The organism is Streptomyces lanatus, assembly GCF_014655715.1.
Lineage (GTDB): Bacteria > Actinomycetota > Actinomycetes > Streptomycetales > Streptomycetaceae > Streptomyces > Streptomyces lanatus.
Genome location: NZ_BNBM01000008.1, coordinates 182,266 through 195,341, shown reverse-complemented (window position 1 = coordinate 195,341; position 13,076 = coordinate 182,266). Strand labels below are relative to the sequence as shown.

Genomic DNA, 13,076 nt, shown 5'->3' with positions numbered 1-13,076 from the left:
CGCACCAGCCGGGTCCAGTCGGTCGTCGAGTACGTCGCCGATCGCAGGGGACGTCAGGTCCGCCCAGCCGTTGCGGCGAATCGGCTCGTGACCGGACTCGTCCAGCCAGGGCTGCGGCCGGACGTCCAGAGCCCACACATAGTGGTGGGCGTCCACGAGGGTTTGGACGTCAGACACGGGCGGTCCAGACGGGGTCGTCCGGGTAGGCCTACTCGTTGAGGGACCCGGCGTGCTCGTGCAGGTGGTCGACGTACTCGATGACCCGGTCCTCGATCATGCAGGAGACGGCGACGTAATCGAACATCGACAGGTGCTGCACCATCTCGCACAGGCCGACGCCACCGCGTGCGGGCAGACCGGCACTGCCACTCGGCGACTCGGGTCAGCCATGAAGGACCTACGAGACATGCCATGTTTGTGCGGTCGCGATACATGCCAGAGATGAACAAATAGGCCGAACGATCCGAAGAGTTACTCGCTTTCATCCCTGCACACTGGTTGACATCCCCGGGCGACATGGCCGACCTTCGTGCGTGACCCTGCCTTCCCCCTGTCCCCTTCCGCATCAGGGATGTGCCCATGTCGAGCTCGATCAACAGACGCCACTTCCTGGCCTCCGCAATCTCCGTGGCCACGGCGGCCGTTGCCGGAGGTGGCTTCGGTGCCGGTGTCGCCCAGGCGGCGCCCAGCACGTACACGCCCGACTGGAACTCGGTCGACCAGCACCCGCCCGCCCCGGAGTGGTTCCAGGACGCGAAGTTCGGTATCTACTTCCACTGGGGCGTCTTCAGCGTTCCCGCCTTCGGCAACGAGTGGTACCCGCGCAACATGTACCGGGCCGGAGACGGCGCCAACCAGCACCACATCGCAACCTACGGCCAGCCGTCGGCGTGGCCTTACCACAACTTCATCAACGGGGCGAAGGACCTCGCGGGCAACACCGTGAAGTTCGCGCCGAAGCTGAAGTCGGACGGCGGAAAGTTCGACCCCGACGAATGGGCGCAGTTGTTCGTCGACGCCGGCGCCAGGTTCGCCGGCCCCGTCGCCGAGCACCACGACGGCTTCTCCATGTGGGACAGCCAGGTCAACGAGTGGAACTCGGTGGACAAGGGCCCGGGACTGGATCTGCTGAGGCTCTTCTCCACGGCCATCCGCGCCAAGGATCTGAAGCTGCTGGTGGCCATGCACCATGCGTACAACTTCACCGGCTTCTACGAGTTCGCCCCCGCCCAGACGGACCCAAGCCTCAAGAAGCTGTACGGACAGCTGGGTTCGGCCGCGGAGAACCAGCTCTGGTTCGACAAGCTCAAGGAGGTCATCGACCGCGCCCAGCCCGACATCCTGTGGCAGGACTTCAATCTGCGCGCCGTCGACGAGCAACAGCGCCTCAACTTCCTGGCGTACTACTACAACCAGGCGGGCAGCTGGGGCCGTGAGGTCGTCGCCACGTACAAGGACGGCATGAACGGCAAGGGCGAGGTCTTCGACTACGAGCGCGGCGGCCCGGCCGACCTCACCACCCCGTACTGGCTGACCGACGACAGCATCTCCAGCAGCAGTTGGTGCTACACCCAGGGCATCGGCTACTACACCATCCAGCAGATGCTGCACTCGTTCATCGACCGGGTCAGCAAGAACGGCAACGTGCTGCTGAACATCGCGCCGATGGCCGACGGCACCATCCCCCAGGCACAGAAGGACATCCTGCTCGGGATCGGAGACCACCTGAAGCGCTTCGGCGAGTCGATCTACGCGACCCGCGCCTGGACGGCGTACGGCGAGGGCCCCACGAAGATGGGCGGCGGCTCGTTCACCACCCCGCACGCCGGCACCGCCCAGGACATCCGCTTCACCCGCAGCAAGGCGAACAACGTCCTGTACGCCACCGTCCTGGGCTGGCCCGGCAGCTCCCTGACGATCAAGACGCTCAGCGCGGACCGGATCAACCTTTCCTCGCTGACCTCGGTGAAGCTCCTGGGCAACACCGCCGACACCTATATCGACCTGCCGACCCCGACCCAGAACTCCTCCGGCCTCACGGTCACCCTGCCGTCCTCGGCCCCGTACAACGCGGGCGCCTACGTGCTGAAGCTCGCCTTCTCCGGCACGATCCCGGGCCTGCGGCCGCTCGTCGGCGCCATCGCCTGTACGGACGTCAACTACACCGGCAGTTCGGCCGTGCTCACCCTCGGCGACTACACCGCGGCCGACCTGACCGCGGCCGGAGCGGGCCCGCGCACCCTCTCCTCCCTCCGGCCGGCCCCCGGCTACCAGGTGATCGGCTACTCCGGCGACGACTTCACCGGAACCTCCTGGACCTTCACCGCCGACAACCCCGACCTCAGGGTCACCGGAAACAACGACCAGATCGTCTCACTGAGGGTCCGGTTCAACCCGGCGACGTACTTCCGGATCACCAACGTCACCGACGCTCTCGCGCTGGACAGCGGCGGTGACGTCGCCTCCGGATCCAACCTCAAGCAGTGGACCTGGGACGGCAGTCCGAACCTTCAGTGGCATGCGGAGGCTGTCGAGGGCGGCTACTACAGGCTGGTCAACCGCACGAACGGCATGGTCGCCGACGGCTGGGGCGCCACCGCCGACGGTTCCCCCGCCCGGCAGGCTCCCTGGAACGGCGGCACCAACCAGCAGTGGAAGATCACCCACCGGGGCGGCGACCACTATTCGATCGCCAACCGCACCACCGGCCTGGTACTCGACGGCGGCGGCAACGTCGCCTCGGGCTCCATCACCAAGCAGTGGACGTACGGCAGCAGCACCAACCTGCTGTGGACCTTCACCGCGCTGTAGTCGGCGGAGTGGTCCGATTGCACTGTGGGCATCCGACGGCCTCGCCATGGACGCGAGGTCGTCGCGGTGACCGTCCTGATGGTGGCGCTCCTGAGCGGGCTCGGTGCTGCCGGGAAGGCGCGGGCGGCCACCGTGGATCCCAACGGCTGGTACGTGCTGGCCAACCGGGGCGGGGCCAACGAGCAGTGGCAACCGGTCCACACCACGGGCGTGCTGGCGCAGACGCACACCGCGGGGCGGGTCAAGGACACCGGAAGCACCGTGCACCTTCGAGGGCTTCGTGGCCGCGCCCGGCGGTGCCGTACTGACCAAACCAGCCGCCCGCGACCGCCAGATCGAGTTCATAGGGGACTCCCTCACCGTCGGCTACGGCAACCTTCAACGGCTACTCGGGCCTCGGCATGGTCCGCAACTACAACGGCGGCCGGACGGACGTCACCTATCGGACCTACTACGACCGTGCCCTGCAGAACGTGCCCGGCGACGTCTGGCAGAACCCGGGCACGTGGCGCCTCCAGGCCGTGGTGATCAACCTCGGCACCAAAGACTTCTCGACCGCCGCGAACCCCGGCGAGCCGTGGACGCCCGACAGCCTCGCGGCCGCCTACCGCAGCGCCTACGGCGGGGTCCGCTACTGGTTCCTCGACGACTCGGGCCTGGACTACCTCGGCTGCGACTGGCACTACTCGGCCCACGACGACCGGCTCATCGCCGAACGGCTCACCTCGTTCATCACCGGCCTTCCGACAGGCTGGTGACGACACCGACCAACCAAGAGTGCCTTGAGCCGCTGACCTGGGGTTCTCTCCCCCCGGCCGACGCTCAGACCCCGACCCCGATCGCTCCGGCACCCGCACCCGGCACCCCGAACGCACCAGCCGGAGCGCCATGCAGCGTGGGCCGATCTAGCCTGGAAGCAGCCGCTGGAAACCAGCCCTGACGGGCACGGCTGTCCGGACGGAGGCGTGGTTCGTGGAGATGGCCGACAGGCAGGACGCCCCCACTGCCGCTGTCGTGGTGGATCCGGACGGCAGGGTGAGCGGCTGGAGCGAGGGGGGCCGGCTGCTGCTGGGATGGACGGCGGAGGACACCGTCGGACGCCCCGTGACCGACCTGCTGGTCACTCCCCCACCACCTGGCTTCCCCGAGGGCTACGGCTCCGGCCCCGGCACCACCGACTTCACCCCCGTACGCCACCGGGACGGTTCCACGGTGGACGCCGTGGTGACGGCTCACCCGTTGTCCGGCCCCGACGGGCGGGCACTGGGCCATGTGGTGACCATCCAGCGTTGGGGACGCCGCCCGGTGATCGCCGACCGGGCCTTCGAGCAGTGCCCCTTCGCTCTGGGGGTGTACGACCCTGAGCTGAGGTTCCTCTGGATCAACGCCTCCTCGGGCCGGGTGATCGCGCACTCCGAGGAGCAGGTCCTGGGCAGGAAGTACCGCGAGGTGCTGCCCGAATTCGACCGCACACTGTTTCCCGAGAGGGACGACAAGCCCTACACCGACAAGCTCTCGGAAGTGGCGAGGACGGGCGAGCCCGCGCGTCTCATCACCGTCTTCCGCCCTCGCGGCAGTGACTACGCCAATGCCTGGGCCACCAGCATCTGGCCCGTCCGGGATGCCGAGGGCAGGGTCCGGGCGGTCGCCAACTGGGGATTCGACATGAGCGCCGAGTACTGGGCCCGGCAACGCCTGCTCCTCCTCAACAAGGCCAGCGGCGGCATCGGCCGGACACTCGATGTGATCGGCACCGCCCAGGAACTGGCCATGACCCCGGTACCGGGATTCGTCGACCTCGTCAGCGTGGATCTCTTCGACGAGGTGCTGCGCGGAGAAGAACCGCCCTCCGTGTCCGCGTTCACCCTCGGCGAGACGATCGGGCTCAGCCGTGCCGCACAGCACAGCGCGAAGGAGGGCGCCGACCGCGCTCACGGGCCCACGACGCCGGTCACGCACCTTCCCGGTTCCGTCGCCGCCCTCTGCATGGCCACCGGCCGGTCCACGGTCGAGCTCGCCGCCGAACCCGGCCTCGGCGGCGAATGGGCCTTCGGACCCGGTCTTGCCGCCGATCCGGCGCACTGGCCACCGGGCAACCCGGTGATCGACGCATCCATCGCCGCGGACGGGTTGACGGGCCGGATCACCGTGCCGCTCAGGGCACGCGGCGCGCTGCTCGGCGTCGTCGCCTTCTCCCGCCTCGACCGGCCCGAAGCCTTCACCGCCGACGACCTGATCCTCGCCGAAGAGCTGGCCGCCAAGGCGGCTGTCGCCATCGACAACGCCCGCCGGTACTCACGCGAGCGCACGACAGCGCTGACCCTGCAACGCAGCCTGCTGCCGCAGGGACTGCCGAACCAGGAGGCCGTCGAGGTGGCATCCCGCTACCTGCCCGGCGGGACCGGCACGGAAGTGGGCGGTGACTGGTTCGACGTCATTCCGCTGTCCGGCGCCCGGGTCGCCCTGGTCGTCGGCGATGTCGTCGGCCACGGCCTGCATGCCTCGGCCAGCATGGGCCGGCTGCGTACGGCGGTCCGCACCCTCGCCGACGTGGACCTGCCACCCGACGAACTGCTGACCCACCTGGACGACCTGGTCCTGCATCTCGCCGGCGACCTCCAGCCCGACAGCCACTTCCAGCCGACCGGCGAGTCCGGCGCCACCTGCCTGTACACCGTCTACGACCCCGTATCCCGGCGCCTCACGCTGGCGAGTGCCGGCCATCCCCTGCCGCTGATCATCTCCCCGGACGGCACCAGTACCCCGGTACCCGCCCAGCCGGGACCGCCGCTCGGTATCGGTGGTCTGCCTTTCGAGGCCACCGAGCTCGAACTGCCCGAGGGCAGCCTGCTCGCCCTCTACACCGACGGACTGCTGGAAAGCCGCGAGCGCGACGCCGATGAGCGGATCGCCGAACTACAGCGGGTCCTGAACCACTCGGCCACTTCACTGGAGGCCCTTTGCGACACGGTGATCGGCGCCATGCTCCCCGCTCGCCGCACCGACGACGCCGCCCTGCTGCTCGTTCGCACCCATGCGCTGGACCCCCGGCACGTCGCCGACTGGGACGTCGAGCCCGACCCGGCGCAGGTGCCGCACGCCAGGAAATTCGCCGTCGACCAGGTGGATGCCTGGGGCCTGGAGGAGGCGTCGTTCGTCACCGAACTGGTCGTCAGCGAGCTGGTCACCAATGCCATCAGATACGGCGAGCCACCGATCAGGCTGCGGCTGATTCGCGATACCTCCCTGATCTGCGAGGTCTCCGACGCCAGCAACACCGCTCCGCACCTGCGCCGGGCCCGCGCCTTCGACGAGGGCGGCCGGGGCCTGTTGCTCGTCGCCCAGCTCACCCAAGGGTGGGGCACCCGGCACACCACCAACGGCAAGACGATCTGGTGCGCGCAGACCCTCCCCCAGTCCGAGCCGCACTGAGACCCAAGCTCGCGGGGCCGGCGCCGGATCAAGGACGAGGGCCGTCCTCCACTTTCTCGAAGAAGAACTCGTGCTTGAGGAAGGAGACGTCGTACTCGTGACCCGCCTGAGGCGGCAGCAGTTGGGATGCCTGGAACAGGCGCCACCCGTCGTGCAGTGCGGCGAGCCCGGTCGGGTAAGGCGGCTCGTCACTGTCACCGGTCGTAGGACGACCCCTGCCGGTCCCGTCGTATCGTGACCAGCCCACGACGTCGGAGTCCAGCGCCGACGTCGCGAGATAGAGGACCAGAACCTGCTGCCTCATGCGTGACTCCTCAGGGCCGGCCGGTTGCTGACGCGCGTGACCCAGTACTCGACATCGAACGAGTCGTCGCCGGTCAGAGCACGCCACAGCAGGACCCGGTTGTAGATCTCCAGTCGGCCCGTGGCCCACTCGTACCAGGGGAAGTACGTATTGAGCTCCGCGGTCACCGCGGGGTCGTGCAGGTCGGAGACGTCCCACAGACGCACCTGCGGCACGGTCGGGTTGAGGCGGAGTTTGTACATGTAGCGCCGGCCCGCGGTGTCGTTGCGGCGGCCACTGTGCCAGATGCCGTGGTGCAAGAGAACGACCGTGCCCGCGGGGCAGGTCAGCCGCGTCTGGCCCCTGAGGTTCTGGACGCGGCCGATGTCCGTCTCGTTGATCCTGCGCAGATGGCTTCCGGGCACACTGAGGGTCCCGCCCATCTCGGCGGTCACCTCGTGCGGGTAGTACATGAGCTGGATGTCGAACGCGTCCGGCCGTACGTCGATGATCGCGTCCCCGTGGAGGTTCTGCGCCTGTCCCTCGTACGGCTCGCGCACATGCACGGCATGGTGGTCGACGGTCGGCTCGGGGCCGACCAGGCTCTCGACAGCGCCCGCGACGACCGGCAGGGCCAGCAGCTCGCGAACGAAGCTGTCCGGCGCGAACGCCCCGCCGAGCGGAGTGCCGTAGGACACCTCCGGCAGGCCCTCGGTCAGGGCCGCGATGGCCCGTTCATTGATCTCCTGCGGCACCACCCCGTCCAGGCGCAGAAATCCCTGCGCGACGAAGCGTGCCACCTGAACCGACGTCAGGAGTCGCTTACTGGTTGACATGCGACGAACCTACGTGCCCCATGCCGCTCGGTCGTGGGCTGAAATCGTCCAGTGCTGGTAAATTTCCATCCTCGTGAAGCACGTGACGCTACGGCTCGACGAGGCGCCCATCGTGATCGATGCCGGCATCGGGGTACACGGCGTCTACACCGCCCATGACGTCTTCCGGCTGCCCGACCTGTGGCAGCTGCACCTCTACCACTACGAGGGTGCTCTGTCCCTCGGACAGTCGGTCCACCCCATTCGCCCCGGCCACGTCAGCCTCGTGCCGCCGAACACGGAAGTGCACTTCCACTACCGCGGCAGGTCGGAACACTTCTACGTCCACCTGCGGCTACACGACGGCGGAACCGCGCGGGTGGTGCCGGTGATGCAGGACGCCGCGGCCGAGAGCACCCGCCTCGCCGACCTGCTCCGACACGCCGTGACAGCCATGCCGACCTCTCCCCCACGAGCCACGGCCGAGGTCTGGACCGCTCTGTGGCGCATCGCCGAGCTGCCGAGGGGCGAGGGAGCCGGGCGCCGCCACCCCTTCGTGGCAGCCGCCCAGGCCTACGTCGAGGAACACCTGGCAGGCCCGCTGTCCGTACCGGACGTCGCTCGCGCCGTCGGCATCTCCCACACCCATCTGACGCGCGTGTTCCGTGCCGAAACCGGCCTCACGGTCGTGTCGTACATCCGGCACCGACGCCTTCAACGCGCCCGCCACCTCCTGTTGTCCTCCACCCTGTCCATCACCGCCATCGCCGCGGCCGTGGGCATCGCCGACCTCCAGGCCTTCAACAAGGCCTGCCGCCGCGAACTCGGCGCGAGCCCACGCGAGGTACGCGCGGCCGCCGCTGCGGGGCCCGACGACCCAGGACCATGAGCGGCATCTGCCGGGGGGAGGCCGATGCCGGCGCAGAGGTCCTCGGCAGCGGGCGCTGAGTCCCCAGTCCACGTGCCGGCGTCGCACACCAGGCCCGGAAACAACTGCCACAGCTCGTCCGGGCGCCAGCCGCCCGACCAGCCCCATGCAGAAGAACGGCCTACGGCCGATCAAACATCGTCCACGTCGCCGCCGACGATGTAAACCATCCGGTTGTTTTCTCCGACGAAGCGCGTTACGTTAAAACCAACCGGATGGATGGAACGGCCGCAACCGGCCGTCAGCAGCCATCCGTCGCACCAGAACGCACGCAGTCAGTCGATTCAGCTGGAGGAATGGCTTTGAGCACGTGGTTGGTAACCGGGGCGTCGTCCGGCATCGGCCGTGAGGTGGCGGAACAGCTTCTACAGCGCGGTGACAGAGTCGCCGCCGTGGCCCGGCGCACCGAGCGACTGGAGGAGCTGATCAAGCAGTACGGCGACCAGCTCTGGACGGCCCAGCTCGACGTGACCGACACCAAGGCCCTGCGCGCCGTGGTCGACCGTGTCTTCGCCGAACTCGGCCGGGTGGACGTCGTCTTCTCCAACGCCGGCTCCGGCGCCGTGGGCGCCGCCGAGGAGATGGAGGACGCCGCGATCGAGCAGCAGATCGCCCTCAACATGACGGCCCCGATCCAGCTCGCCCGCGCGGTGATTCCCCACCTGCGGGCCCAAGGCGGCGGCCGGTTCATCCAGACCTCCACGATGGGCGGCCAGATCACCACACCGGGCGCGAGCATGTACCACGCCTCCAAGTGGGGCCTGGAGGGCTTCATGGAATCGGTGGCCCCCGAGGTCGCGCCGTTCGGCATCGCGATCACGATGATCGAACCCGGTGTCGTACGCACCGACTTCGGCGCCGCACTCTCCATCGCGCCGGCGATCGACGCCTACGCCGTGACCCCGGTCGGACAGATACGCCAGTACATCGAGGCGACCGGCGGCAACCTGACGGCCGACGCGACCGGTGACCCCGAGAAGGTGGCGACCGCGATCATCGACTCCGCGGACGTCACCCCGGCCCCCTTGCGCCTTGCACTTGGCAGCGACTCCTACACGGCAATCAAGAGCGCACTCGAGCGCAGGCTCGCAGATCTGGAGAGCACGAAGCCCGTCGCGTTCGCCACCGATTACGCCAAGTAGCACCACCGGAGCTCGACGGGGCCTCCCCTTCCTCCTCGGGCCCACCCCATACACAACTGCCGTTGTTCTGCCGCCTTTTGCAGCCTCTCACTCAGCAGATTCAAGGAGCTTTCACCATGAGCCTCACCGACTTCCGCACGCTCGGACGCACCGGCCTTCGCGTCAGCCCCCTCGCGCTCGGCACGATGACCTTCGGCGACCCCTCCTGGGGCGCCGACGAACCGACCTCGCTCGACATCCTCGCGCGCTACATCGACGCGGGCGGCAACTTCATCGACACCGCCAACCGGTACATGGAGGGCCGCTCCGAGCAGGTCATCGGCTCCTACCTGCGCAAGAACCCCGAGCAGCGCGACCGGCTCGTCATCGCGACCAAGGTCGCCCTCTCGATGGATCCCACCGACCCCAACAACGGCGGCACCAGCCGCAAGGCCATTCGCAAGCACATCGACGCCTCGCTGGAGCGGCTCGGCACCGACTACATCGACCTGTACTGGCAGCACAACTGGGACCAGCACACCCCGCTGGAAGAGACCATGTCCACGCTGGACGACCTCGTCCGCGAGGGCAAGATCCGCTACGTCGGCCTCTCCGACACCCCGGCATGGGCGGTGGCGCGCATGGCGACCCTCGCCGAATGGCGCGGCTGGACACCGATCGCCGCCCTCCAACTGGAGTACTCGCTGCTGGAGCGCACCTCGGAGGGCGAACTGTTCGGCGCGGCGCGGGAACTCGGCCTCGGCGTAATGCCCTGGAGCCCGCTCGCCAACGGTGTGCTGACCGGCAAGTACACCCGTGAGGACCACAACCCCGAGGGCTCCGGCCGCGGTGTCTTCGTCGGCCGCCATCTCAACGAGCAGACCTTTGCTCTCCTCGACGTGCTGTTCCGCATCGCCAAGGAACTGGACACCACGGTCGCGGCGGCCTCACTGGCCTGGGTGCGCCAGCAGCCCCTGACCACCGCCACGGTCATCGGCGCCCGCACGGTGGCCCAGCTCGAAGCCAACCTGGCCTCTCTGGACGTCACCCTCTCCGCCGACCACCTCGCCGAACTCGACGCCCTCACCGCACCGGCCCTGAGCTTCCCCCTTCCCTTCCTCAAGACCCTCGGCGTCCCCGCCCAGCAGGGCACGACGGTCATCAACGGCGTCAAGGCCGGTGTCTGACCACTCCGTCCCGCACGACCCCTGCCCTGTGGCGCATCCCCTTCACCGGGCCCGCGCCCCAGGGCCTCGGGCCGTGCGGAGGAGAGGGCGGAGCGCTGGGGAGAAGTTTTCCATCCAGACGTTTGTATTTTAGGCTGGTCTCATGGGCTATGACTCTTCCGCGACGCGTGCGCGACTGCTGAAGGCCGCACACCAGGAGTTCGTCGCATACGGACTCGCCGGGGCACGCGTGGAGCGCATCGCCAAGAACGCGCCCGCCAACAAGCAGGCCATCTACGCCTATTACGGCTCCAAGGACAACCTCTTCGACGCCGTCCTGGAAGCCCGCATCCGCGTCCTGGCCGACGTCGTGCCCTTCACCCCGGACGACCTGGCCGCCTATGCCGGTGCCCTGTTCGACGCCTTCATCGAGGATCCCGACCTCATCCGGCTCACCCAGTGGAAGACACTGGAGCGGCCGGAAGCCTCGGCAGAGGAGCTGGAGGCTCATCTCACCAAGGCGCAGGCCGTGGCCGACGCGCACGGTACCGATCTGGAAACCGGCATGGACGCCCTCATGATCGCGCTCGCCGCCGCCCAGGCCTGGCTGTTCACACCTCCCGCCATCCGCAACCCCACGGGCGACGACGAGGAGGCCCGGCTCAACCGGCACCGCGCGGCCGTGATCGCGTCGGTGCAGGCGCTGACCGAGCGGCTGATGCCGACCAAGTGACGCACCTCGGCCGGGCTGTCGGTCGTCAGGTGTTCTGCGTCGTCGGCCGGGCTTCGCCCCGGTGTCGTCCGCGATGTCGTGCCACAGCGTCGTTGTTGGCGCAGCGCACCGAGCAGTAGGTGCGACGGCCGTTGCGGGACGTGTCCACGAAGGCCAGTCCGCAGCCCTGGCGCGCACAGCGGCCCAGCCGACCGGCGTCCGCGAAGCACACCACGTAGGCGAGTCCGGCGGCCGTGACGGCTCGCATGTGGGCGGCGGCATCGGCGTCGGCGGTGCTGTAGTGCAGATGGGGGCTGCCGTCGTGCAGCGAGATACAGGGCCTGCTGGAGGAGTCGGCGAGCAACGCGTTGACAGCCTGGCACCGCCGGTCGAGCTCCTGCGACCCGAAGCAGGCCGCCAGGCGCCGGCTCCACTCCCAGACCTCCTTCGCCTGTCCGACGGTCAGTACACGGCGCGTTATTCCGTGTGCGGCGAGCAGCGGTTCGAGTTCCGAGGGGCCCGGCGGTTCCGTGAGGTTGGCCAGGTCCGCGGCCAGTCGGGCAGCCTCCCCGCCGTAATGGTTGAAGTGCATAAGCCTATTACAGCACCGTGGGCGTGGCGACGCGCAGCCCGCAGGAGACCGGAGGTGCCCACGGTGCAGAGTGCCCGCCCGGATCGACGGGATGCCGCAGTGGCGCCGGCCCTGATGCTGGGCCAGATCTTCAGCCTGCAGGTGGGTTCGGCTCTGGCCAAAGAGGCATATGCGACCGTGGGCCCGACGGCGTTGGCCGGGATGCGGATCGTCTTCTCCGCGGCGTTCCTGTGGCTGCTGGTCCGGCCGCGACTGCGGCAGGTGACGGCCCGGCAGTGGCGAGCGGCCGTCTGCCTCGGCCTGGTTCTCGCGGCCATGAACCTGACGTACTTTCACGCCATCGGCCATCTGCCGCTCGGAGTGGCCGCCACGTTGGAGCTGCTCGGCCCGCTCGGGCTGTCGATCGTGCTGTCCCGCCGGCCAGAGCATGTCATGGCGGCCCTGCTGGCACTCGCCGGCGTACTGCTGCTGGCCGCACCGGGCGCCTCCCTTCCCGCAGTCGGGGTCGCGCTCGGTATCACCGCGGCTGTGTGCCGGGCCGGGTATGTGCTGCTGAATCAGCGGGTCGGGCGTCTGTTCGCCGACTGGACCGGCCTCACTCTGGCTCTGGCATGCGGCGCCTGTGTGCTGGCCCCGGTCACCGTCCTCACCGACGGTCAGGACGTGGCAGCCCACCCTGCCGTTCTGGGCACCGGGGCCGCGGTGGCTCTGCTGTCCTCGTTGATTCCGTACTCGCTGGACATGACCCTCCTGCGGCGCATCGACGCACGCACCTTCGGGGTACTCCTCGCGCTGAGCCCCGCGGTGGGGGCGGGTATCGGATTCGCCTTGCTCCACGAACAGCTGACGGCGCGCCAGCTGGCCGCCATGGCACTGATCGTCGTGGCGGGCGCCTGGTCGCTGCGCCGGGCGAATCCGAGCCGCACAACCGGCGTCCAATGTAATGGTTGAAGCGTTCTAGAGTATTACCTCACCGTGGTGACATGGCTTCCACGTCCATGGTCACGCTCTCGGATGACGACCACTGCCCCTTCTGCCGGAGTCCGATCTCCGGGCAGATGCGGTGGTGGACCCTGCTGTCGCGGCACCTCACCTCGCAAGGCGAGGTCGAGTACTGCTCCGGCGGGTGCGGCTGCCAAGTCGTCGTTGTCGACGGAGAGATCGTCAAGACCCTCGTCCGCCGACCACGACCGGCCCGCGCCGCCGCACCCTGACC

The 13,076-nt window shown here is 68.7% G+C and carries 12 protein-coding genes; 9 read left to right on the top strand and 3 right to left on the bottom strand.

Annotated features, from left to right (window positions below):
- The first annotated feature begins 579 nt into the window (after nt 1-579).
- From IE325_RS22630 to IE325_RS22620, 3 genes are all read left to right on the top strand, one after another.
- Nucleotides 580-2,811 (top strand): alpha-L-fucosidase, encoded by a 2,232-nt coding sequence (locus IE325_RS22630; protein ID WP_190071829.1) that lies wholly within the window; start codon nt 580-582, stop codon nt 2,809-2,811.
- Nucleotides 2,812-3,212: 401 nt separating this feature from the next.
- On the top strand, nt 3,213-3,569 hold the full coding sequence (locus tag IE325_RS22625; protein WP_373315199.1) for an SGNH/GDSL hydrolase family protein: 357 nt from the start codon (nt 3,213-3,215) through the stop codon (nt 3,567-3,569).
- A 220-nt stretch (nt 3,570-3,789) separates the two neighbouring features.
- Nucleotides 3,790-6,243, top strand: coding sequence for a SpoIIE family protein phosphatase (locus IE325_RS22620; RefSeq protein ID WP_229911929.1), 2,454 nt, complete (start codon nt 3,790-3,792; stop codon nt 6,241-6,243).
- 28 nt (nt 6,244-6,271) lie between these two features.
- Here the strand turns inward: IE325_RS22620 and IE325_RS22615 are convergent, their stop codons facing one another.
- Complete coding sequence (locus tag IE325_RS22615; RefSeq protein ID WP_190071827.1) at nt 6,272-6,547, bottom strand: hypothetical protein; 276 nt, start codon at nt 6,545-6,547, stop codon at nt 6,272-6,274.
- The gene (locus tag IE325_RS22610) at nt 6,544-7,362 is read right to left on the bottom strand and encodes a phytanoyl-CoA dioxygenase family protein (protein ID WP_190071826.1); all 819 of its coding nucleotides are present in this window, start codon (nt 7,360-7,362) and stop codon (nt 6,544-6,546) included. The genes IE325_RS22615 and IE325_RS22610 overlap by 4 nt, the downstream gene beginning before the upstream one ends.
- A gap of 82 nt (nt 7,363-7,444) precedes the next feature.
- On the opposite strand from IE325_RS22610, the gene IE325_RS22605 reads away from it, so the two are divergent.
- From IE325_RS22605 to IE325_RS22590, 4 genes are all read left to right on the top strand, one after another.
- Nucleotides 7,445-8,230, top strand: a complete 786-nt coding sequence (locus IE325_RS22605; RefSeq protein ID WP_373315202.1) for an AraC family transcriptional regulator — start codon at nt 7,445-7,447, stop codon at nt 8,228-8,230.
- A gap of 335 nt (nt 8,231-8,565) precedes the next feature.
- Nucleotides 8,566-9,411 carry an SDR family oxidoreductase gene (locus tag IE325_RS22600; protein WP_190071824.1) on the top strand — a complete coding sequence of 282 codons (846 nt, stop codon included), beginning with the start codon at nt 8,566-8,568 and terminating at the stop codon, nt 9,409-9,411.
- 116 nt (nt 9,412-9,527) lie between these two features.
- Nucleotides 9,528-10,577, top strand: coding sequence for an aldo/keto reductase (locus IE325_RS22595; RefSeq protein WP_190071823.1), 1,050 nt, complete (start codon nt 9,528-9,530; stop codon nt 10,575-10,577).
- Between the two features lie 142 nt (nt 10,578-10,719).
- Complete coding sequence (locus IE325_RS22590) at nt 10,720-11,289, top strand: TetR/AcrR family transcriptional regulator (protein WP_190071822.1); 570 nt, start codon at nt 10,720-10,722, stop codon at nt 11,287-11,289.
- Nucleotides 11,290-11,314: 25 nt separating this feature from the next.
- Here the strand turns inward: IE325_RS22590 and IE325_RS22585 are convergent, their stop codons facing one another.
- On the bottom strand, nt 11,315-11,860 hold the full coding sequence (locus IE325_RS22585; RefSeq protein ID WP_190071821.1) for a CGNR zinc finger domain-containing protein: 546 nt from the start codon (nt 11,858-11,860) through the stop codon (nt 11,315-11,317).
- A 54-nt stretch (nt 11,861-11,914) separates the two neighbouring features.
- Between IE325_RS22585 and IE325_RS22580 the strand changes: the two genes are divergently transcribed.
- Nucleotides 11,915-12,811, top strand: coding sequence for an EamA family transporter (locus IE325_RS22580; protein ID WP_229911928.1), 897 nt, complete (start codon nt 11,915-11,917; stop codon nt 12,809-12,811).
- Between the two features lie 32 nt (nt 12,812-12,843).
- Nucleotides 12,844-13,074 (top strand): hypothetical protein, encoded by a 231-nt coding sequence (locus IE325_RS22575; RefSeq protein WP_190071819.1) that lies wholly within the window; start codon nt 12,844-12,846, stop codon nt 13,072-13,074.
- The last annotated feature ends 2 nt before the right edge of the window (nt 13,075-13,076 follow it).